Source organism: Streptomyces sp. NBC_00459, assembly GCF_036013955.1.
In the GTDB taxonomy this organism is placed as follows: domain Bacteria; phylum Actinomycetota; class Actinomycetes; order Streptomycetales; family Streptomycetaceae; genus Streptomyces.
In genome coordinates this window covers 8,437,125-8,461,453 of the sequence record NZ_CP107903.1, presented here as the reverse complement: position 1 = coordinate 8,461,453, position 24,329 = coordinate 8,437,125, and the positions used below count along the sequence as shown (strand labels likewise).

Below are 24,329 nucleotides of genomic sequence, written 5' to 3'. Positions count from 1 at the left end.
CCTTCCTCCTCAGGCGGCTACGCGACCGTCCTCTCGGCCGCCGTATCCGATACGGCGGACAGGTGGTGCTTGAGCTTGGGCAGGCCGAAGGTCGGGTGCGGGGTGGTCCACAGTGACATGTTGAGGATGCCCGCCTTGATCCGCGCGGCCTTCCGGCCGCCCACATACTTCGGCTTTGCCTGCGCTTCACCGTCGACCATCTGCAGGATCCCGTCCCGCCGCCCGAGGCTGATGTGGTTGCCCAGGTACTCCAGCTTGGTGTTCGGGATCTTGCGGCCGGTCAGGCGTCCCACGATCGCAGCCGTGGCCTGCATGCCGGTGTAGCCGGCCGAAGCGCAGGACATCGGCAGCGGCCGGCCGTTGTCGCCGATGGCGTAGGCACTGTCGCCAGCGGCGTAGATGTTCGGGTGCGAGACCGACCGCATGGTGCGATCGACGACGATCCGACCGTTCCCGGTGACCTCCAGCCCGCCGGCGGCGGCGATGGGGCTGACCGCGAACCCGGCCGTCCACACGGTGGCATCGGACGCCAGGGCGATGCCGTCGGTGCACAGCACCCGCGTCGCTTCGACGGCTTCGACGCTGATGTGCTCCAGGACGGTGACGCCCAGCCGGTCGCAGGCCCGGCGCAGGTGGCCGCGGGCTCCGGCGGATAGCGGGGCGCCCAGCTCGCCGCGGGCGACCAGCGCCACCGACAGGCCGGGCCGGGATTCGGCGATCTCGGTGGCGGTCTCGATGCCGGTCAACCCGTCGCCGACGACCAGCACACTCCCGTCCTCGTCCCGCCAACTCAGACTGTCCAGGCGCTCGCGCAGGCGCAGCGCCGCCGGACGACTGGTGACGTGGAAGGCGTGCTCGGCCACTCCGGGGACGCCGTGGTCGGCGGCGTGGCTGCCGAGTGCGTAGAGGAGCGTGTCGTAGCCGAGTTCGCCGCCGCCTTCGGCGTCGGCCACGGCGACGACCTGGCGCTCGGGGTCGACGGCGGTGACACGGGCCAAGCGCAGCCGTATCCCCGTGCCTGCGAAGACGTCGGCGAGCTGTGGAGCCTTGATCTCCTGGCCGGCCGCGAGCTGGTGCAGCCGCAGCCGCTGGACGAAGTCCGGCTCGGCGTTGATCACGGTGATCTCGGTGTCCGCCGGGGACAGCCGACGGGCCAGGGTCCCGGCCACGTAGGCCCCGGCATAGCCGGCGCCGAGAACGACGATGCGGTGCTTCATGTGCTGCTCCTGTCGGTTCGCTTCGCTCTCCGTGACTTGAGCGGAACAGCGCCCCGATTACTGACAGGAACTGCATGTGGCATGCGTCACATCACGACAGTGGCTACCTTGCACCAACAGCCACGGGTATGAGTCCGGTCCCCACAGCAGAACGGTGCCGTCTTCGTCAGCCCGCAGCGACCGCCGCGGCCTCTGTCGCCGATCAGGCGCAGGCGCTTCTGGTGTGCGAGTCGCGCAGGCGGATACGCCGCCGCACGCCGTCAGCGAGGCGGGTGGGACGGGCCGGCATCGGGGGTGACGCGCTCGGCCTTTGCTGCTTCGGCGAGGGCCTCGGCGGCGGCTTCGGCGGCCTGGGCCTTGTCGTTGGCGGCCTGGGCGACCATGTCGTCCGAGGGCCGCTCGCGGGTGGCCGGCGACTGGGGCAGGACCTCGGTGAAGGCGCGGGACACGCCCTGAAGTGCGGAGGTGATCTCACTGGGGATCACCCAGAAGTTGTTACCCGAGCCCTGCGCGAGTTGGGGCAGCATCTGCAGGTACTCGTAGGCGAGCAGCTTGGGGTCGGGATCGTTGCGGTGCACGGCCTGGAAGACCTCGTCGATGGCCCGGGACCGGCCCTCGGCCTGGAGAATCGCAGCGGTACGGTTACCCTCCGCGCGCAGGACTGCGGCCTGTTTGTCGCCTTCGGCGGTGAGGATCTGCGACTGGCGTTGCCCCTCGGCCCCGAGAATCGCGGCCCGTTTGTCCCGCTCGGCTCGCATCTGCTTCTGCATCGCGTCCTTGATGGTCTGCGGAGGGTCGATGGCCTTGATCTCCACCCGGTTGACCCGCAGCCCCCACTTGCCGGTGGCCTCGTCCAACACGCCCCGGAGCTGGCTGTTGATGGTGTCCCGTGAGGTGAGAGTCTTTTCCAGGTCCATGGATCCCACGACGTTGCGCAGGGTCGTCACGGTGAGCTGTTCGACCGCCTGGAGGAAATTCGCGATCTCGTAGAATGCCGCTCGCGGGTCGGTCACCTGGAAGTACAGAACGGTGTCGATCTCGACGACGAGGTTGTCCTCGGTGATGACCGGTTGCGGTTTGAAGGAAACGACCTGTTCCCGCAGATCGATCACCGGGTGAACGCGGTCGATGAAGGGGATGACGAGGCTGAGGCCGGGATCCAGCGTCCGGTGGTAGCGGCCGAGCCGCTCGACATTGCGAGCGCGAGCCTGGGGCACGATACGGACCGCCCGCACCACGGCGAAAACCGCGATCAGCGCGACGATCAGGCCGGCGATGAGGAACGCTGAGGTTTCCATGGCTTCAGTCCCGGGGGTAGACGATCGCGGTGGCCCCGCTGATCTCCATGACGTCGACGGTCTTTCCAGGTGGAATCACCAGCGTCTCGTCGTAGGCGCGGGCCGTCCACTCCTCACCGTCGATACGGACCCTGCCGCCCAGGCCCGTCACCTCCGATACGACGTAGGCAGCCTTGCCGACCAGCGCGTCCACACCGAATCGCTCCACCTGAGGCCGGAGCACGTGGCGCAGCGCGACGGGGCGCACGAACAGCACGGTGACTGTGGAAACGAAGGTGAACACCAAGAACTGCAAGGGCAGCGGCAACCCGGCCGCGGCGGACCCCGCCGTGACCAACGCGGCCGCACTCAGCAGTCCGAGCGCGGCAGTAAGGGTGAAGATCTCCGCCACAGCCAACACGGCTGCGACGATCAACCAGATCAGCCATGGATCCATTGCGTGCCTCTTCTGACCGGTGCGGGCGCGAAGAGCCTGACTCCCACCATTGGACCCCGGTACGGACAGCCGCGATACCCCTGGGAAAAGGAAACCTGCCGCACGACCGGCGGTGCACTTGTGCAATATGCACCCCGAGCAATCCACGTCACACCTTTACAGCAATTTTACCCGTAGGGTCCGCGTAACCGCTCCAGCAGTTTCTCGCCGGAGTCGAGGCGATGGGCTTTCGAACAGTGCGCGCACCGGCGTGCCTGCTCGATATCGTCACCGCCTCACCCGTTCGTTCTGGTGTCGCCTGACGTAGAGACGAATACCGGGAGCGCCGGTCGGCAGTCCAGGCCCTGTCGCGGGCCGGGGCTTCCAGGTCAGCGGTCGAGTGCCGGTCCCGCCGTGTCCAGCGCCGCACCCACCTGGTCGGCCAGGCTCACGGCGACCAGTCGCGTCTGCAAGGGCGGTGGGACGGTGCCTGGCTCGGGCAGCAGCATGAACCGGCCGAGATAGCGGCCACCGACCGAGGCGCGCAGTTCGATCTCCTCGCCGGGCCAGCCGTCCTTCTCCAGGTCCCGGTGGGCTCCCCCGGCGGTCACCGAGCCGTCCTGTTCGAGGTGTGGGGGCCGTCCGAGCAGCGTTCCGTGCTCGAAGCGACAGCCGCGCAACCCCAGGATTTCGACGAGTTGTCGGCTCACCTGGTCCACCACCGCGTAGGGCGATGCCCCGCTCTGGACCAGGGACGCCGTGTCGTGGATCCGCGTCAGGTGGGCCGCGTCCGTGACAGTGACCAGTTTCAGTCTGCGTGCGTGGGCCGCCAGTTGGGAGACGGCCACGCCCACCGCCAGCAACAGGAGCGTGGTGGTGACGTCGTCGCCGTCGGAGATGACGAACCGCTGGTAGGGGCGGGTGAGGAAGAAGTCGAACCATGCCGCGGCGGACAGCGCGGCCACCACTCCGGCGGTCCGGCTGCCCAGGGCGGCGACCGCCACGACGACCACGACGAGGCCGAGTGCCAGGTTGGCGGACGAGATGTGGGCACGGGCCGGCACCAGGGCAACCGCGACCACGAGCGGGGCGAGCAGAGCGGCGGCCAGAGCGATCCGGTCACGGAACGTGCTGCGCATGGTCCACCTCACTGGGGTGATCGAGCGCCCCGTTCCGGGGGCGGCGGGTCGATGGTCGCGGTACGGCCGCCGGAACGTTCAGGATCCCGCTGTTGCCCCGCCCGGCCACACGAACGCGCATGGCCTTGACGCATTCCTGACGCCCCAGGTGCCGGGGCGTACGCCCTGTCCGTCGCGTCGCCCGGTGCCGGGCGGAACGCCGTCCACGGATCTACGACGTGGCCGTTGCCCGAAGACCGGGCTGGGGCGGCGGATGACCGGGGGCGGCCGGGAGGGTGAGGACCATGGTGAGGCCGCCGCCCGGGGTGTCCTCGGCGGTGAGGGTGCCGCCCATGGCCTCGGCAAAGCCTCGCGCGACCGCGAGCCCGAGCCCCACGCCCGCTCCGCGTGGAGCGTCGCCGTAGCGCTGGAAGGGCGCGAAGATGCGGTCTTTGGCCTCGTCGGGGACGCCGGGGCCGCGGTCGACGACCCGAACCTCCACGCGGTCGGCGAGCGCGCTGGCGGAGACCGTCACCGGCTGGCCGTCAGGGCTGTACTTGACCGCGTTCTCGACGACGTTGGCGACGGAGCGCTCCAGCAGTCCCTTAAGGCGCCGAGGACGACGGCCGCGGAAGTGGGTGTCCTCTGCCTCGGCCGAACTACGCCCGGCGGCATCATCCCCAGACGACCCGCCGCCGGACACTGTCGGCACGGACGGTCACGCGCGTGACGCCCCGGACGAGGATGTCCGGGGCGTCGGGCCGTGGTGGCCGCTTCCTTACACCGCGACGATGCCCTCCATGCCGGATTCGGCGAAGGCGGGCAGTCCTGTGGCGGTGGTGACCTTGGTGAGTGAGCCGTTCCTGCCGACGCGGAAGCCGTCGACCGTGCCGGAGAGGGCGTTCTGCACGTACAGGAACTTCTCGTCTTGCGTCACCGCCAGGTCGATCACGCCTTGCGACATGGCCGAGGGCGGGGTGGCGATGCCGACCTCGTTGGTGAGCGCGAGCTTTCCGTGCCGGTCGGTGCGGTATCCGGTGACGGTGGAGTTGCCGGTGTTGCCGCCGTAGAAGAAGTCACCGGCGCGCTCCAGCCAGCACAGCGTGTTCTGGCCGTTGGGCAGGGGCTGCTGGACGACCTTGAGGGTTCCGTCCGCGCGTACCTTGTACGTGCTGACCGTCGACTTCTCGGCCTCGGCCACCAGCATCCGGCCGGCCTTGTCGAAGGTGATCGCGAACGGCACGCCGCCCGCCGAGTTGTTGACCACGGGCCGATGGGCGGGACGTCCGTCGCGCCGCATCGGGAAGACCTCGACGGTGTTGGCCGACTTGGTGGTGACGACCAGCGCGCGGCCGTCCGGCGTGAACGCGACCTGGCCGGGCGAGCTGCTGAACAGCGGCACCTTCTCGTTTTCCAGTCCCAGCGAGCGGGACGAACCGGCCAGCGGTACCAGCCCCTTGGCGGTGATCCGGAAGCCCTGGACACTGCCCGCTCCGCCCGCGTTCATGACGTAGGCGAGTTTGCCCGACACGGCGATCGAGGCGGGGAAGTCCCCACCCGAGTCCACCACCCGGCGGTCCGTCAGCTTCCGGCCCTCGACCCGGAACGAGGTCACGGTGCCGCTGCCCGCGTTGACCGCGAGGAGCAGCCCGGACCGGTCGTCGTAGACGAGCGAGCCCTGGGAGGCGAGCGAGTCGGTGGGCGCGTCGACCTGGTCGCCGCCCTTGCCGCCGGTCGCGTAGCTGCCCGCGGCACTCAGCGCGCCGTCGTCGCCCCGCTCGAAGACTCGGATGGTGTTGCCGTCCAGTTCGTTGCCCTGCACGAAGACGGCATGGTCGGCCCCGGTCCTCCCCGACCCCGCGTATTTCCTGGCGGTCTCCCCGGCCGAGGCGACAGTCACGGTCGTGGCAGCCGCCGCCGCGACGAGTACTCCCGCGCCCGCGAGGGTCAGCCGTACCTGTAAAGCCGACCTGCGCCTGGTGTGCCTGCTCATGCGCTGCTCCTCGGATCTTCGCCACCACACATCGGCGGCGGGCAGGACCAGAGTTGCCCGAGTGGCGAACGGTGCCAAGGTGTTCGGCTGCCGCGTCAGAGTCTCGTAAGACCTCTCCGGCGCCCACCGCCGTGGGCCGAAATAGGTATCGGGGGGGGTACGGCCGCCCCATGGGAAGCCTGGATCTCGTCCGGCACCTCAACGGTCGCCACCGCGACACCCTCGCCGGGAGGTCCGCCGAAGACCTTCCTCCGGGCCACGTCCCTGGACCGCTCCGCGGTATGACCGTGGGCCTCGCGGCCACCGACCTCACCCTGGAGCACTCGACACCCTCCACGGCCTCCGCGACGGCCGGTGCCGACCCGTACTTCGCCGACGAGCACGGCGTACCGCTCACCGCGCCGTGCGGGCTCCGCCGCCCGGGTCTTACGGACCGGTGACGTGACGGGCGCGCTGCTGCTGTGCGGCGGGCCCGTGGTCCTAGCGTGCGGGGTATGCGAGTACTGGTCACCGGCGGTGCCGGGTTCATCGGGTCCCATGTCGTCGAGGCGCTGACCGCGCGCGGGCACGAGGCGGTCGTGTTCGACCTGTGTGACGGGCTGGACGTGCGCGACGCCGGGGCGGTCGCCGCCGTACTGCCGGGGGTGGACGCCGTGTGTCATCAGGCGGCGATGGTGGGGCTGGGGACGGGGTTCGGCGACGCGGTCGAGTACGTGTCGCGCAACGACCTCGGTACGGCGGTGCTGCTCGCCGCCATGGCCGACGCGGGGGTGCGGCGGTTCGTGCTCGCCGGGTCGATGGTGGTGTACGGGGAGGGACGGTACGCGTGCGAGTGGCACGGGGTCGTGCGGCCGGGACCCCGTGCCGTCGCCGATCTGGATGCGGGGCGGTTCGAGCCCCGGTGCCCGCGCTGCGGTGCGGAGTTGGCGCCGGGGCTGGTGGGTGAGGACGCTCCGGTCGATCCCCGGAACGTGTACGCGACGACCAAGCTGACCCAGGAGCACCTGGCGGCCTCGTGGGCGCGGTCGACGGGTGGTTCGGCCGTGTCGTTGCGCTACCACAACGTGTACGGGCCGGGGATGCCGCGCGACACTCCGTACGCGGGGGTCGCCTCCTTCTTCCGGTCCGCGCTCGCGCGCGGTGAGGCACCGCGTGTCTTCGAGGACGGCGGGCAGCGGCGGGACTTCGTGCACGTTCGGGATGTGGCGGCGGCCAACGTGGCGGCCCTGGAGGCCGAGCCCCGGGCGGGGGCACTGACCGCGTACAACACCGGCAGCGGCGAGCCGCACACGGTCGGCGAGATGGCGCGGGCGCTGGCCGCCGCGTACGGCGGGCCCGAGCCCGTGGTGACCGGGGAGTACCGGCTGGGGGACGTACGCCACATCACCGCGGACTCGTCGCGGCTGCGGGCCGAGCTGGACTGGAAGACCGAGGTCGGGTTCGCGGAGGGAATGCGGGAGTTCGCGACGGCGGGACTGCGCGGGGAGTAGCAGCCGGCCGGGGGCCACCTGCGCTCATGCCCCGGCCGCCGGAAGTGTCACCACGAAGCGGCAGCCGCCGGGGACGTTGTGCACGGCGGCCTGTCCCCGGTGGGCCTCCACGATGCCGCGGACGATGGCGAGGCCCAGGCCCGCTCCGGCCGGAGGCGTACGCGCGTGCGTGCCGCGCCAGCCGGTGTCGAAGACGCGCGGGAGGTCCTCCTCCGGGATGCCGCCGCAGCCGTCGGTGACGGACAGGACGACCCCGGCGGCAGACCGTTCCGCGACCACCGCGACCGTGCCGTCGGCCGGGGTCCGGCGGATCGCGTTGACCAGCAGGTTGCCCAGGACCCGGCTCATCTCCTTGCCGTCCACCTCGACGGGCACGGGCTCGACCCGGCCGCTGACCAGTCGTACGCCGTGTTCCCGGGCGAGGGGGTCCGCGCCGGCGAGGGCGTCGCCGACGAGGTCGTACAGGGAGATGCGCGACGGGGACAGGGCGAGAGCGCCGGCGTGTATGCGGGAGAGTTCGAACAGGTCACCCACCATGCCGTTGAGCCGGTCGACCTCGGTGCGGATCTGGCGGAGGTAGCGGGGCGGGTCCGCGGCCACGCCGTCCTCCAGCGCCTCGGACATCGCCCGCAGGCCGGCGAGAGGGGTGCGCAGGTCGTGCGAGATCCAGGCGACGAGTTCGCGGCGGGAGGTCTCCAGGGCGCGTTCGCGGTCGCGGGACTCGGCGAGTTTCGCGCTGGTGGCCGCCAACTCCCGGCTCAGCGAGGTGAGTTCGGCCGTTGCGGGCCCGGCGGGGGCGGCGAAGGCGCCACCGTCGCCGAACGAGCGTGCGGCGAGGGCGAGTTCGCGGCTGCCGGCGACGACCCAGCGTCCCAGCAGCAGTGCGGTGGCCAGCGAGACGACGGCGGCCATGGCGAGGACCGTGGTGACGACGGTCAGGTCGTGCGCGGACAGGAACATCGCCTGCGCCACGGCCAGCGTGCCGGCGAGCATCGCGGTCACGGCGACGGCGGCGACGACCGTGAGGGACGTGGTGAGCGACCGCCGCCGGATCAGCCACAGGGTTCCCGCGCCGAGCAGTCCCGCCCCGGCGGCGCCCAGGAAGGCGAACAGGGCGATGAGGAGGGTGTCACGCATGGTCAGACCGCCTCCCCGCCCGGCTCGGAGTCGAAGCGGTAGCCGACGCCCCACACCGTCTGGATCAGCCGGGGCCGGGCCGGGTCGTCCTCGACCTTGCCGCGCAGCCGACGCACATGGACGGTGACCGTGGACAGGTCGCCGAAGTCCCAGCCCCACACCTCGCGCATCAGCTCCTCGCGGGCGTACGCCCGGCCGGGGTGCCGGAGGAAGAACGCGAGGAGGTCGAACTCCCTGATGGTGAGGGCGAGTTCCTCGCCGTTCCTGGTGGCACGGCGGGCGGCCGGGTCGACGGCGAGGCCGGCCGCGTGCAGGGAACGCGCCTCGGTGGCGGGCCGGGTGCGTCGCAGCACGGACTCCACGCGCAGGACGAGTTCCCGGGGGCTGAAGGGCTTGGTGACGTAGTCGTCGGCACCCACCTCCAGACCCAGGATGCGGTCGTCCTCGTCGCCGCGGGCGGTGAGCATGATGACCGGCACGGGCCCGTGCCCGCGTATCCGGCGGCACACCTCCAGGCCGTCCATGCCGGGCAGCATCAGATCCAGGACCACCAGGTCGGGCCAGCGCGCGGCGGCCCTGGCGAGCGCCTCGGGGCCGTCTCCCGCCCGGTCCACAGTGTAGCCGGCCCGGTCGAGGTAGCCGGAGACGACCTCGGCGACCGTGGGGTCGTCGTCCACGACGAGGACGCGCGCCGCACCTCCGTTCCTGCCCGGGGCGGCTCCGGTACCTGGGGATTCGTGCGGCTGCTGCATGTGTCCAGCCTCCCACCCGTCGCGTCCGGGTGTCGTGCGCCGTCCTCGACGTCCACGTTTCGTAAGGAGCCGGAGTCGGATACCTCCCTTTTGTCTCCGTAGGGTGAAAGCCGTGACGACCTCTCCTGAAACGGAACCGGAAGCGCAGGCGGCCACAGCGTCCGTCGACGTGGTCCTGCCCTGTCTGAACGAGGCCGAGGCCCTGCCCTGGGTACTCGCCCGCATCCCGTCCGGCTGGCGTGCGCTGGTCGTGGACAACGGCTCCACCGACGGCTCGGCCGACATCGCCCGTGCGCTCGGCGCGCGGGTCGTGTCCGAGGAGCGCCGTGGATTCGGCGCGGCCTGCCACGCCGGACTGTCCGCCGCCACCGCGGACATCGTGTGCTTCTGCGACTGCGACGCGTCGCTCGACCCGTCCCTGCTCGTCCCCTTCGTGCGCGAGGTGCGCGACGGCGGGGCCGACCTGGTGCTCGGCCGGCGCCGCCCGCAGAGCCGGGGCGCCTGGCCCGTGCACGCCCGGGCCGGCAATCTCGCGCTCGCCCGGCTGCTGCGCCGCCGTACCGGGCTGCGCCTGCACGACCTCGGTCCGCTGCGCGCGGCCCGCCGGGAGCCGCTGCTGGGCCTCGGCCTCACCGACCGGCGCAGCGGATACCCCCTGCAGATGGTGGTGCGCGCCGCCGACGCGGGCTGGCGCGTCACCGAGCACGACGTCCCGTACCTGTCGCGCGCCGGCGCCTCCAAGGTGACCGGGACCTGGCGCGGTACCTGGCAGGCGGTACGTGACATGAGCCGCGTCCTTGCCGACGCTCCCGTCGCGCCCACCGTGTCCACGGCACCCGTGCGAGGGGGCAACGTCCGGTGACCACTCTTCTCGTCATCGCCAAGGAACCTCGTCCGGGCCGGGTCAAGACCCGGCTCACCCCGCCGTTCACTCCCGCTCAGGCGGCGGCGCTCGCCGAGGCGTCTCTCGCCGACACCCTGCGTACGGTGGCGGCGACGCCCGCGACCCGGCGTGTGCTGGTCCTCGACGGAGCGCCGGGTCCCTGGCTGCCGCCCGGCTTCGACGTCGTACCGCAGTGTCCGGGCGGCCTCGACGAGCGGCTGGCCGCCGCCTTCGCGGGCTGCGACGGGCCCGCGCTGCTCATCGGCATGGACACCCCTCAGGTGACGCCCGCACTCCTCACCGTGGACTTCGCCGACTGCGACGCGTACTTCGGCCCGGCCGAGGACGGCGGCTTCTGGGCGCTGGGACTTGCCGACCCCGAGCCGGCGTTGCTGCGGGGTGTGCCGATGTCGACGCCCAGGACGGGGGCCGTGCAGCGTGCGCGGCTCGTCGCCGCCGGTCTGCGCGTACGTGATCTGCCCCGGCTGCGGGACGTCGACACGGCCGCCGACGCGGAGGCCGTCGCCGCCCTCGCGCCCCATGGCCGCTTCGCCGCCGGACTGCACCGGCTCGGGGTGGGCGCCGGGCGATGAGCACCGCACACGAGGTCACTCCGCCGCCGGCCACCGGGCCACTCGTATCCGCACCCGTACCCGCGGCTGCGAGCGGGACGCGGGGCCCAGCCCTCTCCCCCGTTCCCGACCTCCCGCAAGACCGCGTGCTGGGCAACGGACCCGGGTACGCGTCCCCCGTTCCGGTCGGCAGCGTCCCGCGCCCCTGGTCGGCCGACCCGTACTCCGACGCCGTGCGCACCGGCCGCGGCCCGCTCTTCCTGCGGCGCCCCGACGGCTGGCTTCTGCCCCTGGAGGTGGAGCGGTGGTGCGGGCGGGCCGACGCGGTGGACCGGGAGATGCTGGGGCTCTGCGAAGGGGCCGTGCTCGACGTGGGCTGCGGGCCGGGACGGCTGGTGGTGGAACTGGCGGCGCTGGGCCGGCCCGCGCTGGGCATCGACGTCAGCGAAGCGGCCGTCGCCCGTACGGTGCGGCTCGGCGGTCAGGCCCTGCGCCGCTCCGTCTTCCAGCCGGTCCCGGGCGAGGGACGCTGGGACACCGTTCTCCTCATCGACGGGAACATCGGCATCGGCGGCGACCCGGCCGCCCTGCTCCGGCGGGTGTCCCGACTCCTCTCGGCCGGCGGGCTGTTGATCGCCGAGACGGTTGCGGGCGTGGACGTCGACGAGTGCGTCAGCGTCCGTATCGTCCCGGCCACGGCCGGCGTCGACGGCTCCGGCGGCCCGGTTTTCCCCTGGGCCCGCCTGGGCACCCCGGCCCTGCTGCGGCACGCGACGCGCGCGGGCTGGCTCCCGGAGAGTCAGTGGACGGCCGAAGGCCGCTCCTTCGTCGCTCTGCGCAACCGCGGCGACTTCAGTGACTTCAGCGACTTCAGCACGAGCAACACCGCCGAGCCTGCGAACAGCACCGCCGTGATCAGCAGCCAGCGGGACAGGAACCTGTCGCCGGGAAGGCGGGTGGCGGACCGGTAGGAGTCCGCCACCCGCCCGCTGATCAGCGGGAACCACACCATCAGCAGAAGTCCGGAGAGTGCTGCCGGGACGCGGACGAAGACCGTCCACTCCCGGCGGCCGGCCCCGCCGAGCACCCGTACCAGCGCCCGGTCCACCCCGGCGTACAGCGGCACCAGCACCAGGTCGTGCACGACCGCCGCGCCCACGAACCACAGCGCCACCGCGAACCAGTCGTCCGCGAGCAGCCGCACGCCCGCGTACCCGGCGAGCGCGAACGAACAGCCGAGCAACAGGAGTTGCAGAGGACTTCCCACGTGCCGGCGCGTCAAGGGCAGTCGCATCACAGGTCTCCGAAGGTCATCCGGGCCACCCACTTGGTGTTGAGCACACCGGGCGCCGCGGGGACGATGACCCGCGCCGGGTAGCCGTGGTCGGGGGTCAGGGGCTCGCCGTTGACGAACAGGGCGAGCAGGGAACGCTCGTCGCGCACCTGGTTGTCGCGCAGGGCGGCCCGGCGGAACGCCCCGTGCCGCTGGAGGGACTCCACGAGAACATCGGGCGCCGCATCCGCCTCGTACCCGACGAGCGCCGCCAGGTCCCGCAGCCGTACGCCTCGCCACCACTGGTCGGAGGTCGACCAGCCCTCCACACAGGCGATGGGCAACGCGGCGCTGTGCAGCGGGAGCCGCAGCAGATCGGTCCGGCTGAGGCGGACCGTACGGCCGTGTCCCTCCACGACCAGCCGCCACGCCTCCTCGCTCGTCTCCATCGCGCTGATCCCGCGCGACGCGGCCGTCTTGTTGATCTGGAAGCCGCCGGGCCCGGAGCCCGGTTCGGGACCGCCGTGCGGCGCGAGTACGGCCGTCTCCCGCAGGGGCCCGTCGAAACTCCGCCCCGCCGTCGTGGCGAACAGGAGCAGCGACCCACCGCCGACGAAGCCGAGAGCACCGCGCCGCGAGACGGTGGGCAGGACAGGGTCCGGTGACACCAACTCCCCTTCTTCCGGTCGGTGTTGCTCTCTCATGTGCCGCAGGTTGCGCAGCGCCGCGGGCACCCGCAGCACCGCGTGCGTCACGAACGCGGCGAAGAACACCCAGGCCCCGTAGAAGTGCAGCGGATAGAAGGAGCCGGGAAAGACGTAGTCGAGCTGGACGTTCAGCACGCCTGTGGTGAACTCGAACAACGCACCCCCGACGAGCAGGAGCAGCGAGATCCGCTCCAGCGCGTGGGCGAGGGACCGCGCGGGCGGCAGCGCGAACAGCTTCGGTACGACCGACCACAGCTTCGCCAGCAGTACGGGGATCAGCGTGATGCCGAGCGTCACGTGCACGCCCTGCGTGAGCCGGTACAGCCAGTGCGGGTCGGTCGGCCAGGCGAAGAGGTAGAACCCGAGCAGTCCCTTGTCCGGGGTCTTGTCGTTCACCGGCGACAGCCCCGGGTTGTAGGCGGCGTACGACAGCAGACCCGTCACGAACAGCACGGTGATCCCGCCGAGCAGCACCACCCCGAGCACCGAGGTGAACCAGGGTCCACGCACGGGACTGCGCCAGAAACCGGGAGAAGAGGGGAGCAACAGATCGCGCATGTCCCGACCGTAGGCCGCACGGGCCCGGATTCGGGGTCCACGACTCATGACGAAACGCTGACGTCCGGGCCCGCCGGGACGGCATCCGGCCCGCCCCGCCCTAGCGTTCCGGTGTGAACCGCGATCTCCTCCGTGACCTGGGCGCTGTGCTGGCCGCAGCCCTGCTCGTCGTGACGGCCGTCCTGGTCGGCACCGCCATCCAGCGCGACCACGGCACCCTACGGGTGAACTGGCCGCCGCTGGCCGCCAACTGGCTGCCACACATCGGTCCCGGCACCCCGGCCGCCCTCGCGGTGGCGTTCGCCGTCGTGGCGTACGGGCCGCGCCTCGCCGCCCGGCTGCCGTGGCGCGCGCTGCTCGGCGCCGTCTGGGGCACCGCCATGGCCTGGACGTTCTCGCTCGCGCTGGTCGACGGCTGGCAGCGCGGCATCGCCGGACAGCTCACGGCCCGGAACGAGTATCTCCGCGTCATCGACCGCTTCCACGACATCCCCGCCACCCTGCGGGACTTCACCCACCACATCCTGCTCCACTCACCGGACAACTGGCCCGCGCACGTGGCCGGGCACCCTCCGGCGGCTCCCCTCACCTTCGTCCTGCTCGACCGGATCGGACTCGGAGGCGGCGGCTGGGCCGGGGTGTGGTGCATCGTCACCGGCGCGACGGCGGGCGCGGCGGTGCTGGTGACCGTGCGCACGCTCGCCGGTGAGGCCCTCGCCCGGCGGGCGGCACCCTTCCTCGTCCTGGCCCCGGCCGCCGTCTGGATGGGCACCTCCGCCGACGGGTACTTCGCGGCGGTCGCCGCCTGGGCCGTCGCGCTCCTCGCCCTCGCGGTCACGGGACGCCGGCCGAGGACGGCCGGTTTCGCGGCGGGGCTCCTCTTCGGCCTCACCTGCTATCTCTCCTACGGACTCACCCTGTTCGCCATGATCGCCGGCGCCGTCCTGCTGCTCGGCACCGGACGCCTGCGCCCCCTCCCCTACGTCATCGCCGGACTCGCCGTCGTGCCGCTGGCGTTCACGCTGCTCGGCTTCGACTGGTGGGAGGCGTACCGCCTGCTGGTCACCCGCTACCACGAAGGCGCGGGCGGGGTCCGGCCGTACGGCTACTGGGTATGGGCGAACCTCGCCTGCACGGCACTGATCGTGGGCCCGGCCACGGTCGCGGGCCTGCGGCGAGCCGGCGCGGCTCCCGTCCGCAAGGGTCTCCGCACCTGCCTCGGCGCCCCCGGCCCCTCCGCCGAACCACGTCTCGCCCTGATCGTGTTCGCCGCGCTGCTCGCCCTGCTCGCCGCAGACCTCTCCGGCATGAGCAAGGCGGAGACCGAACGCATCTGGCTGCCCTTCGTCATGTGGCTGCTCCCGGCCTGCGCGTTCCTCACCCGGCCCCGCGCCTGGCTCACCGCACAGGCCGCCCTCGCCCTGCTCCTCAATCACCTGCTCCTGACCAGCTGGTGACAGGGAGTGCGATGGACGGCGCGGTCATGGGTCGTCTCTGGTCGGCGGCGCCACGTGGAACGGCCGACGCCGTGTGGCGACGTGGCCGAGGCGGTTGAGCCGCCGGCGTCTCCGCAGCCGGTCGCCTGCTTCCCCGAAGTCGATGTCCGGCTCACGAGTCGATACTCCGGCCGGGCCGTCGCGCACTACGGGCAGGTCGTCGCAGGTCAGCAGGCAGATCTTCACTCGCCGACTGTAGCGGCCTCCCTACGGCCCGCAAGCCTGCGTCAGGGGGCGGGAGCGCTCGTCAGGCGTTGCGCCAGCGTGGTCGCGAACTCCTCCGCCCGAGCCAGCTGCGTACGCAGATCGCCGACCCGCTGCTGGGCGGCCTGCACCGCCCACGGCGACGCGGAGGGCACCCGGGCGCTCATCTCCGTCCTGCTGCTGCACCGGCGCATGGTCCATGAGCACGTGGTCGCCGGGATCGCGACCGCGCTGCGGGCCGGAGCGCTGACCGCCGACGCGGTCGCCCTGGAGGCCCGCAAGTGGGGCGAGGCCGACCAGGACACCCCGCGCCGCCGGGTGGACGGCGGGGCGACGGTGACCTCGATGACCGAGCGGCGTCTGGCAGCGCTGCCGCCCGACCCCAGGCCGCCGCGGTCGCCGCGGGCTGACGAAGACGGCGCCGTCCTACGGGAGTGCTCGGTGCCCTTCCGGCCGGCCGGGAGGCGTTGACGTCATCCGGGAAGCCACGCGTCCTGCCACTGGTGGTGCAGTTCGAAGGGCAGGGCAAGGACGCGGAGAGTCTGTTCGGCGAAGACAGGGTCCAGCGGCCACTTCGGGTCCCGCGGGTCCTGGCAGCGGATCCGTCGTTCGCAGTCGTCCAACTCCGACCGGAGCGCAAGGGCCCGGTCAAGCATTTGCCTCGGGACGGGACAGGCGCAGCCTTCGAGCACGGCAGTGCGCGGTCCCGGCTCGCCCGAGGCGACGGCAGTGCAGGCCAGCTCGTGGAACAACTCGGCCTGGACTGCGGTCTCTGCCAGCCGAGCACTCACGAAGGCGATCAATTCGGCCGTGCTCGGTTTCGCCTGCATGTGTCCTCCCAGGCCGCAGAACCACAGCGCTCGTCGCATCCGTGTTCCCACGAAAACAGGTCCTGAACATAGCGCCCTCGAACACCTGAACCCGCCGCAGCGGCGCCACCAGATGGAGTCATTTTCTCACCTACAAATCAGGTCCCCCAGGCACCGGGTGGAGTCAGAACTGACCTACAAGTGGAGTCCACCGTCACCTACGAAGCCACACTCGTCTCCGGGGACGCGGTTTCGGCGAGCAGAGCGTCGATGCGAGCGCGATGACGGCGGGGTATCACCATGCGCAGCGACACGCCGGCTCGGCGGCGACCGCGCGCATGGTCGCGGTGGGCGGTCCGGCGCGGTTGGCCACGCGGACCACGTCGACGCGCTGGGCGCAGCGCTGTCAGACGCGGGCGAGTTGCGCGGCGCCGAACGACACGTCGAAACGGTCGCACCAGATGCTCACGCTGCTGTAGCTCGACGGATCGACTTCCCTGGGCAGGGCGTAGTTCTGGCTTCCCTTGTTGCCTTTGAGCCTGCCGAGGCTGACGTACTTCCCGTCGTCGAAGACATGCCACCCGGCCTGCCCCTCCTTCACCGGTGCGTCGGTCAGCCAGACGCGCAGGTCCGGCCCGTTGCTGGTGTCGAGGTTCTCCAACCGGACCACATGGGAGCCGTCGGCCAGCCGTACGAGCTTCACCGTTCCCGATGTCGCGTGCTCGTGGCTGATCAGCTCACCACTCGCCAGCGTCCGCGGGCCGGCGGCCGAAGGCTGCACGGAGGGTTCGGCCGAGGGCGCCGCGGCAGGAGGCACGGAAGTCTCCACCACCCCCGGCAGGGCTTCCTCGACGGTCTCGTCCTGCCACAGCTTCCACGGCTGGAACCAGTACAGCCCGAAGCCGACCCCGGCGACCGCCACCACCAGCACCGCGATGGCCAACGGCCCGGTCAGTACCTTCCGCACGCGCCCCATCCCTGCCCCGTCTCCTCGGAGTTCGCTTGTCTTCCATTCAACGGAGACGGGCAGCCGTCCCGTACCCCTCAGGTGATGACGGAATCCTTACGCCGCACCGTCGCGCACGGCTGGGAGCAGTCGAGGTACCGACGGAGTTCGACTCGCGACGGGCGGCATACGGGACGGGTGCCGGGTTTGGCTCAGCGGTGCTCGGGGTTGTCCGCCCCCGGCCGGCAGCCGGCGTCCCACTCCGTGCGCTGGTTGCCGTGGGCGGGAACTCCTCCGGCGCGCTTGAGCAGGGCCGCCAGGTGCATCAGGTTCCAGGTCATGAAGCTGGTGTTTCGATTGGTGAAGTCGTTCTCCGGGCCCCCGGAGCCAGGGTCCAGGTACGACGGACCAGGCCCCGCAGGGCCGATCCAGCCCGCGTCGGCCTGCGGTGGGATGGTGTAGCCGAGGTGCTGGAGGCTGTAGAGGACATTCATGGCACAGTGCTTCACACCATCCTCGTTGCCGGTGATCAGACACCCGCCGACCCGCCCGTAATAGGCGTACTGGCCTTGGGAGTTGAGGAGGCTGGAGCAGCTGTAGAGCCGCTCGATAACGTGTTTGGTGACGGAGCTGTTGTCGCCCAGCCAGATCGGTCCGGCCAGCACCAGGATGTCCGCGGCCATCACCTGCTCGTACAGTGCGGGCCAGGCGTCGGTGGCGAAGCCGTGCTCGGTCATGTCCGGGTAGACGCCGGGGGCGATGTCGTGGTCGACGGCACGGATCTCGTCCGTGGTCACTCCACGCGCCTCCATGATCGCCCGGCTCTTGTCGATGAGTCCCTGGGTGTGGCTGAGCTGGGGAGACGGCTTGAGCGTGCAGTTGATGAAGAGCGCACGCAGGTCGTCGAAACGGTAACTGTCCTCAGAGGACGAGGCGGGCTGTGCTGCCATGGCGGACTCCGGGAGGATGAGCGGACAGGGGCGGGGAGGCGGCGCCTTCGCGCCGTCCCGGCGGCAGCGTCTCGCGGAATGCGTGCGTTGTCCCGCTGCGCCGCACCGGCGCGCGGTGCTTTCCCCTCGCATCCGACGCGTCGTGCGCCCACCCCCGCAGAGCCGGCACCCGGGCGGTCAAGGACCAAGCGGCACTACTACGACCGGGCAGGCTCCTGGACGGAAACCGTGTCATCGGCGGTCACCGTGCGTCTTACGGCCACCCGCAGCGTCACGGCAGCCGTCACTCCCGCCACCAGGCCCCAGGTCAGGGCCGCCGGAACGCCGCCGCCGAGGCTGGCGGACAGGTAGACCAGTCCCCAGCGCATGCCCGCCCCGTCCATCGCCACCCGCAGCACCTGACTCGCCAGCAGCCCGAGAACGGTCGCGCAGACGGCACCGACCGCCATCGCCGGGACAGTGGCCCGAGTGAGCATCCCGGGCAACCGCCGCAGTGCCCACCACACCACCGCGAGCAGCAGCACATCGGCGGCCCGGTACAGGAGCCAGTCACCGAGCGGAGTGCCCGCCGGGCCCGCCCAGGCGCCGAGCAGCAGCCACTGGCGCAGCAGGTCACCCGGTTCGGCAAGCAGCCCGCCGCCGGTGAACGCCGTCTGGAGAGCGGCAGCGACCGACTGGTACGAAAGGACCACCAGGGACAGAGCGATCACCGCAGTCCCGGCACCGGCGGCCAGACGGGCAGCACCCGCAGGGACGATCTCCTGCGGCAGCGGACCGGAGCCCTTCGCGGTGATGCGCGCCGCGAACACCGTCACCGCCGCCGCGACCAGCGCGGTCACCACCAGAATCTGCCGCCCGGAAGAGATCACGCCCGCCAGCTGCGGCAGGAAGCGGTAACTGCCGTGCCCCTGCGAAGCGATCAGCCACGGCGCCGAGACCGTCACCGCCAGAGTCCCGGCCACCAGACCCCACGCCCATGTCGCAAGCAACGTGGGAAACATCCGACCGTGCACCGGTGGCAGCCTGCGGACCAGGAGCAGCGCACCGGGCACGAAGAAGGCGAAGACCGCGGCGAACCGGATCTGCAGCGCGGTCGCGTACAGATCGAGGTAACGGCTGCCGTCGCTACCGGCCTCCTCCCCGATTCCGCCGGACACCCCGACACCGAACCGAACCGAGTCCGGAGGGTCGTACGACCACGGAGTGAGCCACTGCTGGAGATCGGCCGCGGCCCGGCCGCCGAGCGCGTCTGCGGCGCCCTGCAGGTGCAGCGCCTGCACACTGGCCCCCGCCCACCACAAGAGCGCGGTGAAGAGCACCGCTCCGATCAGTGCCGGTATCACCGCACGTTTGTATGTCATGTGCTGTCCCCCGTTTTGGCCGCGCAGCCCGCGAACCCCTGGTCGCGTGGAGACTACGGGGCACTGATCACATACGGATCACGGGTTCAGGCAGGCTCGCCCGGAACGGCGAGTACCACAACGCGAGTTCAGCGTCGACGACGACCAACCGCCGCCGACACCCAGGGTCTGCTACACCTCCTGCCCCCGCAGGTCACATGCGTACCCGAGCCGCAGGATCTGCGACAACAAGTCGGCGCGGCGCAGCAGCGGTTCGACCACGTCCTGCGTGACGTTGTACACGTTCCCCAGCGGCCTGCAGGCCCTCGGCCGGAGCCTCGCCGTGCCGGCCGGAGTGCGCAGGGAAACCGTCTGAACCGTCATGAAGTGCAGCCATCCCGCATGCCTCCTCGCAGAACGGACCCACAGACCTCACCCGTCGGCCTCGTCTCGGAAGGCAGCGCCTGCCCTTTGGTTGCCGCCCTACTCCTGGGACACCTGGTACCCGTAAGGAAGACAGCTGATCCGTCCCGGGGGTTGCGCTGTCCCGCACAGCACCACTCACCACGAGGTAACGCCCTCCTTTAGAAGGCAGTGGTCACAAGTGCGTGGTCGGCGCCTTCTCGTCGGGCGGCCGGGGGCGTGCCGGTGCCCGCTGGTGCCGACTCCCGATCCGGTCGGCCCACCGGCGCCGCAGCCAGTCACCGGCCTCCCCCAGGACAACGAAGAAGGCAGCCGAGGCGGCACACTGCGCGAGTGAGGCGGACTGGTCAAGTGCCCTGCCCAGGAACCACAGGACGAGGGCGAGCAGCATCCACCAAACGGCGAGCGAGAACGCGAGGCGCGGCCTGCCGGTCACCGGGCGGCGTTTCTGGCCCGGTGCGGAGCGAGGGCCGCGTAGGTGCAGCCCGAAGCGGCGAGGACAGCTGCGGCGGCCGTAGCCACCACGATGATCGCGGGCGGTGCCTCGGCGAGGTGCGGGATCGTGTTGAGAGGGGCGGCGGAATAGAGGCCGAGCAGTGCCCAGCCGCGTGGACGCATGGGGGCGAGCCGGTGCCGCAGCCTGTGCGGTATCCGGCCAGTGACCAGCGCCAGCCCGGCCGGCAGCAGCGTGAGGGAGAAGAAGGCGAGACCGGTCCAGTGCCAAGTCATGGGTGCGGGGCTCCTGTCGGTGGGTGAACGGGGCGGGTCGACTCGGACGGGCGGCGGGGGCGATCATCGCAGGACATGTGGTCAGCGCGGCCGGGTCGGATGCCGTCGTCGGTACGGTCACGAGCCGCTCCTGTCGCGGTGGAACAGATGTGCGGTGAGCGCCCCGATGAGCAGGGCCCAGGCCGCGACAGCGGGGCCGGACTGGTGGCAGCCGAGCAGCACTACGGCCGCAGCGGACGCTGCTCCGGCGGCCATGGCGCGGCGATCGGTGGCGAAGGCCCACTCTTCGCGGGCGCTGCCCGGGCGCCTGAGTTCACCGACGGCTGTTCTGACCACCAGGACGGCGGCCATGATCGCGGGTGCCAGCAGCGAGGTGTCGGCGGCCATCAGCCGGACGCCCCGTCAGCCCGGTCCGGTCCGGCCGGTGTTGATGCGGCCGGTGTTGGTGCGGCCTGCTGGTAGATGTCCGGGATGCCGTCGGCGTCCGCGTCAGTGTTCTCCTCCTCGTACAGGCGCCGGTAGAGCCGGTTGCGGCGGCGCAGGAGCAGCGTGGCCAGCAGGGCGGAGGCCAGCGAGGCGATGAGGACCGCGGCCTTGACGTGCTCGCCCAGGGCGGTTTGCGGGAAGGCGAGTTCACCGATGAGCAGGGCAACGGTGAAACCGATCCCGGCCAGGGCGGCGAGGGCGAAGACATCGGCCCAGGCCAGGTCCGGGTTGAGTCGGGCGCGGGTGAAGCGGGCCGCGAGGTAGGTGCCCGCGAAGATCCCCACCGTCTTGCCGAGCACCAGGCCCACGACCACCCCGAGCGGCTCCGGACTGGAGAACACCTCCCCCACAGCACCCGTGGAGACACTGACACCGGCGGCGAACAACGCGAACAACGGGACCGCGATGCCGGCGGACAGAGGGTGCAGCAGATATCCGGTGCGCTCGCCGGGCGATGCGCTCTCGCCCTCGTCGCGAGTGGTGCGCAGGAGCAGGCCCATGGCGACGCCCGCGACGGTGGCGTGGACACCGCCGTTGTACATCAGCGCCCAGATCGTGATCCCGAGAGGGAGATACCACCACCAGCCGGTCACCCTCAGCCGCTGGAGCAGGTGGAAGACGACCAGACCGGCTAAGGCCCCGGCCAGCGCGTACGGATTGAGATCGGCGGTGAAGAAGGCGGCGATCACCAGGATCGCGCCGAGATCGTCGGCCACGGCGAGGGTGAGCAGGAACGCCCGCAGCGCAGCGGGCAAGTGGGTGGAGACAACCGCCAGAACGGCGAGGGCGAAAGCGATGTCCGTGGCCATCGGCACCGCCCACCCGTCCATGCTGCCGCCGCCGAAGCCCGCGGTGGCGGCGTAGAGGGCGGCCGGGACCGCCATGCCGCACAGGGCTGCGATGACGGGCAGCGCCGCTGTTGCCGGGCTGCGCAGCTCGCCGACCACGAGTTCGCGTTTCAGCTCGATCCCTGCCACGAGGAAGAACACGCTCAGCAGTCCGTCCGCGGTCCAGTGGCCGACGGACAGGTCCAGCCCGAGGGCCGGGATGCCGAAATGGAATTCGCGTATGTGCTCGTAGGAACCGCTGAGGGGGCTGTTCACCCACACCAGGGCCACTACCGCGGCGGCCAGCAGGATCAGGCCGCCCACCGTTTCCGTCCGCAGAGCGCGGGCGACGGCCTGCCGCTCCGGGAGCGGGAGCACGCCGAGGAACAGTGAACGGGACTGCGGGGCATCCGCCATGACAGGGGCCTCCGGGCATCGGCGACGAAGGGCCCATGGCCCCTTTCCACGCCGACCAGACTTCCCGGCACACCGCGCGTCACTTGACGCGTTCTTTACACTCTATCCGCTGCTGAGGCCCGTACACCTCGATGCGAAGCGGAATCGGTCCTCCTTGCTCCCCTCGTCCTCGGTCATCGGCACCGTGACGAGGTCCGCGCGACGTCTGGGACCGTCGGTCCGGCATGCCCTCTCCCCGGGCGGGTGATGATCATCGGAAGCAGTGCGCGTGTGTCCGGCCGCCTAGGATGAAGTCGCAGGCCGGACCTGGGCGCTCGTCGGAGCGTCCCCCGTACGCGAGCCACACGATCAACGCTCACGCCGAGAGAAGGGGACAGCCATGGGCACGCCACGCCTCAGCAGTACACCGTTGCCGGGTATCGGGGTCCGCTACGACCTGACGACGCGGGAGGAACGTCGCCTGTCCGTGGTCGCCCACCGCGACGGGCACCGCACGATCAGCGCCTACCGCAAGGATGATCCGGACGCCTGTGCCCTGTCCGCCCGGCTGACCTCGGAGGAGGCGGCCACCCTCATCGACGCGCTGATGCCCGCCCACCACACCCCGAACCTGCTGTCCACCACCGACCTGGGTCTCGTGGCCGAGCGCATCGAGCTGTCGGCCACCTCGCACTGGAACGGGCGTCTGCTGGGCGAGACCCGGATGCGCACCGAGACCGGCGTCTCCATCGTCGCCGTACTGCGCCGCGCGGAGGCGATCCCCTCCCCCACGCCCGACTTCCGGCTCGCAGGCGGTGACACCCTCATCCTCATCGGCACCCGCGAGGGCGTGGAGACGGCCGCCGCGATACTCGGGCGGGAGTGACCCCGCCATGCACTCCTCCGCCGTCTTCCTGATCGAGTTCGGCTGCATCATCCTGGTCCTCGGACTGCTCGGCCGATTCGCCGGACGCTTCCAGTTCTCCCCCATACCGCTGTACCTGCTGGCCGGCCTCGCCTTCGGCAACGGCGGACTGCTGCCCCTGGGCACCAGCGAGGACTTCGTCGCCGTCGGCGCCGAGATCGGCGTCATCCTGCTGCTGCTCATGCTGGGCCTGGAGTACACAGCCAGCGATCTGGTCTCCAACCTCAGGACCCACTACCCCGCCGGGCTCGTCGACGCCGCCCTCAACGCCCTGCCCGGCGCTGCCATGGCACTGCTGCTGGGCTGGGGCCCGGTGGCCGCCGTCGTACTGGCCGGTGTCACCTGGGTGTCCTCCTCCGGCGTCATCGCCAAGGTCCTCGGCGACCTTGGCCGCCTCGGCAACCGGGAGACCCCGACCATCCTCAGCATCCTGGTTCTCGAAGACCTCTCCATGGCGGTCTACCTGCCCATCGTCACCGCTCTGCTGGCCGGGGCCGGACTCGCGGCGGGCAGTGTCACCCTCGCCATCGCTCTCGGCGCGGCCGTCCTGGTGCTGGTCCTCGCAGTCCGCTACGGCCGCCACATCTCCCGCTTCGTCTCCAGCGACGACCCCGAGAAACTGCTGCTGGTCGTGCTGGGACTGACCCTGGTGATCGCCGGGATCGCCCAGCAACTGCAGGTCTCCGCCGCCGTCGGTGCCTTCCTGGTCGGCATCGCCCTGTCGGGCGAGGTCGCCGAGGGCGCCCACAGCCTCCTCTCGCCGCTGCGGGACCTGTTCGCGGCGGTGTTCTTCGTCTTCTTCGGCCTGCACACCGACCCCGCCAGCATCCCGCCGGTTCTGCTGCCCGCTCTCGCCCTGGCCGTCGTCACCGCCTTCACGAAGATCGCCACCGGCTACTGGGCCGCCAAACGGGCCGGCATCGCAGCCAAGGGGCGCTGGCGGACCGGCGGGACCCTGGTCGCCCGCGGCGAGTTCTCCATCGTGATCGCCGGGCTGGCCGTCACCTCCGGAATCGAGCCCTCCCTCGGCCCCCTGGCCACCGCCTACGTCCTGATCCTCGTCATCCTCGGCCCCCTCACCGCCCGCTACACCGAACCCCTTGCCACCCGCCTGCTCGGACAACGCCACCGGCCACCGGCCCCGGAGCCGAACGGAGGCGCGCCTGTGCCGACGGTCGCGTACGAGACCATCGACGACCAGGACACCGTTGGCCACGCGTGACCGAGCGCCGACCGACGTGAGGCGGCGGAGCTGTCTCCGGTGCGGCAACGGCGGCAGGTACCTGGTTCACCAAGGAAGGCGCAGAAGAGGCACCCTGACAACGCGGCCGATACCCTTCCGGCAGGTGTGCCGGGAAGCCTGATCGGCGATCGTCCGCCGCTGC

At 71.3% G+C, this 24,329-nt stretch carries 26 protein-coding genes and 2 pseudogenes; 9 read left to right on the top strand and 19 right to left on the bottom strand.

Annotated features, from left to right (window positions below):
• Positions 1-17: 17 nt before the first annotated feature.
• The 6 genes and pseudogenes from OHN74_RS37300 to OHN74_RS37275 all read right to left on the bottom strand — a co-directional run bounded on the left by OHN74_RS37300 (position 18) and on the right by OHN74_RS37275 (position 5,948).
• Positions 18-1,217, bottom strand: coding sequence for an NAD(P)/FAD-dependent oxidoreductase (locus OHN74_RS37300; RefSeq protein WP_327698982.1), 1,200 nt, complete (start codon positions 1,215-1,217; stop codon positions 18-20).
• Positions 1,218-1,477: 260 nt separating this feature from the next.
• Positions 1,478-2,515 (bottom strand): SPFH domain-containing protein, encoded by a 1,038-nt coding sequence (locus OHN74_RS37295; protein ID WP_327698981.1) that lies wholly within the window; start codon positions 2,513-2,515, stop codon positions 1,478-1,480.
• A gap of 4 nt (positions 2,516-2,519) precedes the next feature.
• Entirely contained in the window at positions 2,520-2,951 is a 432-nt protein-coding gene (locus tag OHN74_RS37290; RefSeq protein WP_327698980.1) for an NfeD family protein, read from the bottom strand.
• Positions 2,952-3,319: 368 nt separating this feature from the next.
• Positions 3,320-4,069, bottom strand: a complete 750-nt coding sequence (locus OHN74_RS37285) for a DUF4118 domain-containing protein (RefSeq protein ID WP_327698979.1) — start codon at positions 4,067-4,069, stop codon at positions 3,320-3,322.
• Between the two features lie 211 nt (positions 4,070-4,280).
• Positions 4,281-4,652, bottom strand: a pseudogene (locus OHN74_RS37280) (sensor histidine kinase); the annotation flags it as partial.
• Between the two features lie 174 nt (positions 4,653-4,826).
• Positions 4,827-5,948, bottom strand: coding sequence for a lactonase family protein (locus OHN74_RS37275; protein WP_327698978.1), 1,122 nt, complete (start codon positions 5,946-5,948; stop codon positions 4,827-4,829).
• 263 nt (positions 5,949-6,211) lie between these two features.
• Here OHN74_RS37275 and OHN74_RS37270 point away from each other — a divergent pair, with 263 nt between their 5' ends.
• Positions 6,212-6,481 (top strand): hypothetical protein, encoded by a 270-nt coding sequence (locus OHN74_RS37270; protein ID WP_327698977.1) that lies wholly within the window; start codon positions 6,212-6,214, stop codon positions 6,479-6,481.
• Between the two features lie 54 nt (positions 6,482-6,535).
• Positions 6,536-7,531, top strand: a complete 996-nt coding sequence (locus OHN74_RS37265) for an NAD-dependent epimerase/dehydratase family protein (RefSeq protein WP_327698976.1) — start codon at positions 6,536-6,538, stop codon at positions 7,529-7,531.
• Positions 7,532-7,555: 24 nt separating this feature from the next.
• Here the strand turns inward: OHN74_RS37265 and OHN74_RS37260 are convergent, their stop codons facing one another.
• On the bottom strand, positions 7,556-8,668 hold the full coding sequence (locus OHN74_RS37260; protein ID WP_327698975.1) for a sensor histidine kinase: 1,113 nt from the start codon (positions 8,666-8,668) through the stop codon (positions 7,556-7,558).
• A 2-nt stretch (positions 8,669-8,670) separates the two neighbouring features.
• Positions 8,671-9,420 carry a response regulator transcription factor gene (locus OHN74_RS37255; protein ID WP_327698974.1) on the bottom strand — a complete coding sequence of 250 codons (750 nt, stop codon included), beginning with the start codon at positions 9,418-9,420 and terminating at the stop codon, positions 8,671-8,673.
• A 103-nt stretch (positions 9,421-9,523) separates the two neighbouring features.
• Between OHN74_RS37255 and OHN74_RS37250 the strand changes: the two genes are divergently transcribed.
• Genes OHN74_RS37250 through OHN74_RS37240 form a run of 3 tightly spaced genes read left to right on the top strand, consistent with a single transcriptional unit; the run spans position 9,524 to position 11,846 of the window.
• Positions 9,524-10,282 carry a glycosyltransferase family 2 protein gene (locus OHN74_RS37250; RefSeq protein ID WP_327698973.1) on the top strand — a complete coding sequence of 253 codons (759 nt, stop codon included), beginning with the start codon at positions 9,524-9,526 and terminating at the stop codon, positions 10,280-10,282.
• Positions 10,279-10,896, top strand: coding sequence for a TIGR04282 family arsenosugar biosynthesis glycosyltransferase (locus OHN74_RS37245; protein WP_327698972.1), 618 nt, complete (start codon positions 10,279-10,281; stop codon positions 10,894-10,896). Before OHN74_RS37250 ends, OHN74_RS37245 begins: the two co-directional genes overlap by 4 nt.
• Positions 10,893-11,846, top strand: a complete 954-nt coding sequence (locus OHN74_RS37240; RefSeq protein WP_327698971.1) for a class I SAM-dependent methyltransferase — start codon at positions 10,893-10,895, stop codon at positions 11,844-11,846. Before OHN74_RS37245 ends, OHN74_RS37240 begins: the two co-directional genes overlap by 4 nt.
• A 322-nt stretch (positions 11,847-12,168) precedes the next feature.
• Here the strand turns inward: OHN74_RS37240 and OHN74_RS37235 are convergent, their stop codons facing one another.
• A complete protein-coding gene (locus OHN74_RS37235) occupies positions 12,169-13,413 on the bottom strand; it encodes a molybdopterin-dependent oxidoreductase (protein ID WP_327698970.1) in 1,245 nt (414 codons plus the stop codon).
• A gap of 113 nt (positions 13,414-13,526) precedes the next feature.
• Here OHN74_RS37235 and OHN74_RS37230 point away from each other — a divergent pair, with 113 nt between their 5' ends.
• The gene (locus OHN74_RS37230) at positions 13,527-14,870 is read left to right on the top strand and encodes a hypothetical protein (protein WP_327698969.1); all 1,344 of its coding nucleotides are present in this window, start codon (positions 13,527-13,529) and stop codon (positions 14,868-14,870) included.
• Between the two features lie 266 nt (positions 14,871-15,136).
• On the opposite strand, the pseudogene OHN74_RS37225 reads toward OHN74_RS37230, so the two are convergent.
• Positions 15,137-15,241: pseudogene (locus OHN74_RS37225) on the bottom strand (MerR family transcriptional regulator); the annotation flags it as partial.
• Between the two features lie 64 nt (positions 15,242-15,305).
• Here OHN74_RS37225 and OHN74_RS37220 point away from each other — a divergent pair.
• Complete coding sequence (locus OHN74_RS37220; protein WP_327698968.1) at positions 15,306-15,584, top strand: hypothetical protein; 279 nt, start codon at positions 15,306-15,308, stop codon at positions 15,582-15,584.
• A 2-nt stretch (positions 15,585-15,586) separates the two neighbouring features.
• Here the strand turns inward: OHN74_RS37220 and OHN74_RS37215 are convergent, their stop codons facing one another.
• The 9 genes from OHN74_RS37215 to nhaA form a co-directional block, all read right to left on the bottom strand.
• Entirely contained in the window at positions 15,587-15,943 is a 357-nt protein-coding gene (locus tag OHN74_RS37215; protein WP_327698967.1) for a DUF6221 family protein, read from the bottom strand.
• Positions 15,944-16,328: 385 nt separating this feature from the next.
• Positions 16,329-16,898, bottom strand: coding sequence for a DM13 domain-containing protein (locus OHN74_RS37210; RefSeq protein WP_327698966.1), 570 nt, complete (start codon positions 16,896-16,898; stop codon positions 16,329-16,331).
• Between the two features lie 182 nt (positions 16,899-17,080).
• Positions 17,081-17,818, bottom strand: a complete 738-nt coding sequence (locus OHN74_RS37205) for a flavodoxin family protein (RefSeq protein WP_327698965.1) — start codon at positions 17,816-17,818, stop codon at positions 17,081-17,083.
• A gap of 197 nt (positions 17,819-18,015) precedes the next feature.
• Positions 18,016-19,179 (bottom strand): hypothetical protein, encoded by a 1,164-nt coding sequence (locus OHN74_RS37200; RefSeq protein ID WP_327698963.1) that lies wholly within the window; start codon positions 19,177-19,179, stop codon positions 18,016-18,018.
• A gap of 171 nt (positions 19,180-19,350) precedes the next feature.
• The gene (locus tag OHN74_RS37195) at positions 19,351-19,542 is read right to left on the bottom strand and encodes a hypothetical protein (protein ID WP_327698962.1); all 192 of its coding nucleotides are present in this window, start codon (positions 19,540-19,542) and stop codon (positions 19,351-19,353) included.
• A 214-nt stretch (positions 19,543-19,756) separates the two neighbouring features.
• Positions 19,757-20,017, bottom strand: a complete 261-nt coding sequence (locus OHN74_RS37190) for a hypothetical protein (RefSeq protein WP_327698961.1) — start codon at positions 20,015-20,017, stop codon at positions 19,757-19,759.
• The gene (locus OHN74_RS37185; protein ID WP_327698960.1) at positions 20,014-20,310 is read right to left on the bottom strand and encodes a hypothetical protein; all 297 of its coding nucleotides are present in this window, start codon (positions 20,308-20,310) and stop codon (positions 20,014-20,016) included. Before OHN74_RS37185 ends, OHN74_RS37190 begins: the two co-directional genes overlap by 4 nt.
• A gap of 117 nt (positions 20,311-20,427) precedes the next feature.
• Positions 20,428-20,697 carry a hypothetical protein gene (locus OHN74_RS37180; protein ID WP_327698959.1) on the bottom strand — a complete coding sequence of 90 codons (270 nt, stop codon included), beginning with the start codon at positions 20,695-20,697 and terminating at the stop codon, positions 20,428-20,430.
• On the bottom strand, positions 20,697-22,040 hold the full coding sequence (gene nhaA, locus OHN74_RS37175) for a Na+/H+ antiporter NhaA (protein WP_327698958.1): 1,344 nt from the start codon (positions 22,038-22,040) through the stop codon (positions 20,697-20,699). Before nhaA ends, OHN74_RS37180 begins: the two co-directional genes overlap by 1 nt.
• A 379-nt stretch (positions 22,041-22,419) precedes the next feature.
• On the opposite strand from nhaA, the gene OHN74_RS37170 reads away from it, so the two are divergent.
• Both OHN74_RS37170 and OHN74_RS37165 read left to right on the top strand, forming a co-directional pair.
• Positions 22,420-22,905: a cation:proton antiporter regulatory subunit gene (locus OHN74_RS37170; protein WP_327698957.1), complete on the top strand. Its 486-nt coding sequence runs from the start codon at positions 22,420-22,422 to the stop codon at positions 22,903-22,905.
• A 7-nt stretch (positions 22,906-22,912) separates the two neighbouring features.
• Positions 22,913-24,166 carry a cation:proton antiporter gene (locus OHN74_RS37165; protein WP_327698956.1) on the top strand — a complete coding sequence of 418 codons (1,254 nt, stop codon included), beginning with the start codon at positions 22,913-22,915 and terminating at the stop codon, positions 24,164-24,166.
• Positions 24,167-24,329 lie beyond the last annotated feature (163 nt).

Bases quoted from the DNA above. Each gene is read 5' to 3' on its own strand.
- OHN74_RS37300 (WP_327698982.1), bottom strand. From the start codon at position 1,217: ATGAAGCACCGCATCGTCGTTCTCGGCGCCGGCTATGCCGGGGCCTAC.
- OHN74_RS37210 (WP_327698966.1), bottom strand. From the start codon at position 16,898: ATGGGGCGCGTGCGGAAGGTACTGACCGGGCCGTTGGCCATCGCGGTG.
- OHN74_RS37220 (WP_327698968.1), top strand. From the start codon at position 15,306: ATGGTCCATGAGCACGTGGTCGCCGGGATCGCGACCGCGCTGCGGGCC.
- OHN74_RS37255 (WP_327698974.1), bottom strand. From the start codon at position 9,420: ATGCAGCAGCCGCACGAATCCCCAGGTACCGGAGCCGCCCCGGGCAGG.
- OHN74_RS37170 (WP_327698957.1), top strand. From the start codon at position 22,420: ATGGGCACGCCACGCCTCAGCAGTACACCGTTGCCGGGTATCGGGGTC.
- OHN74_RS37195 (WP_327698962.1), bottom strand. From the start codon at position 19,542: ATGACGGTTCAGACGGTTTCCCTGCGCACTCCGGCCGGCACGGCGAGG.
- OHN74_RS37240 (WP_327698971.1), top strand. From the start codon at position 10,893: ATGAGCACCGCACACGAGGTCACTCCGCCGCCGGCCACCGGGCCACTC.
- OHN74_RS37290 (WP_327698980.1), bottom strand. From the start codon at position 2,951: ATGGATCCATGGCTGATCTGGTTGATCGTCGCAGCCGTGTTGGCTGTG.
- OHN74_RS37260 (WP_327698975.1), bottom strand. From the start codon at position 8,668: ATGCGTGACACCCTCCTCATCGCCCTGTTCGCCTTCCTGGGCGCCGCC.
- OHN74_RS37200 (WP_327698963.1), bottom strand. From the start codon at position 19,179: ATGACATACAAACGTGCGGTGATACCGGCACTGATCGGAGCGGTGCTC.
- OHN74_RS37165 (WP_327698956.1), top strand. From the start codon at position 22,913: ATGCACTCCTCCGCCGTCTTCCTGATCGAGTTCGGCTGCATCATCCTG.
- OHN74_RS37205 (WP_327698965.1), bottom strand. From the start codon at position 17,818: ATGGCAGCACAGCCCGCCTCGTCCTCTGAGGACAGTTACCGTTTCGAC.
- OHN74_RS37265 (WP_327698976.1), top strand. From the start codon at position 6,536: ATGCGAGTACTGGTCACCGGCGGTGCCGGGTTCATCGGGTCCCATGTC.
- OHN74_RS37180 (WP_327698959.1), bottom strand. From the start codon at position 20,697: ATGGCCGCCGACACCTCGCTGCTGGCACCCGCGATCATGGCCGCCGTC.
- OHN74_RS37185 (WP_327698960.1), bottom strand. From the start codon at position 20,310: ATGACTTGGCACTGGACCGGTCTCGCCTTCTTCTCCCTCACGCTGCTG.
- OHN74_RS37285 (WP_327698979.1), bottom strand. From the start codon at position 4,069: ATGCGCAGCACGTTCCGTGACCGGATCGCTCTGGCCGCCGCTCTGCTC.
- OHN74_RS37295 (WP_327698981.1), bottom strand. From the start codon at position 2,515: ATGGAAACCTCAGCGTTCCTCATCGCCGGCCTGATCGTCGCGCTGATC.
- OHN74_RS37235 (WP_327698970.1), bottom strand. From the start codon at position 13,413: ATGCGCGATCTGTTGCTCCCCTCTTCTCCCGGTTTCTGGCGCAGTCCC.
- OHN74_RS37215 (WP_327698967.1), bottom strand. From the start codon at position 15,943: ATGCAGGCGAAACCGAGCACGGCCGAATTGATCGCCTTCGTGAGTGCT.
- OHN74_RS37270 (WP_327698977.1), top strand. From the start codon at position 6,212: ATGGGAAGCCTGGATCTCGTCCGGCACCTCAACGGTCGCCACCGCGAC.
- nhaA (WP_327698958.1), bottom strand. From the start codon at position 22,040: ATGGCGGATGCCCCGCAGTCCCGTTCACTGTTCCTCGGCGTGCTCCCG.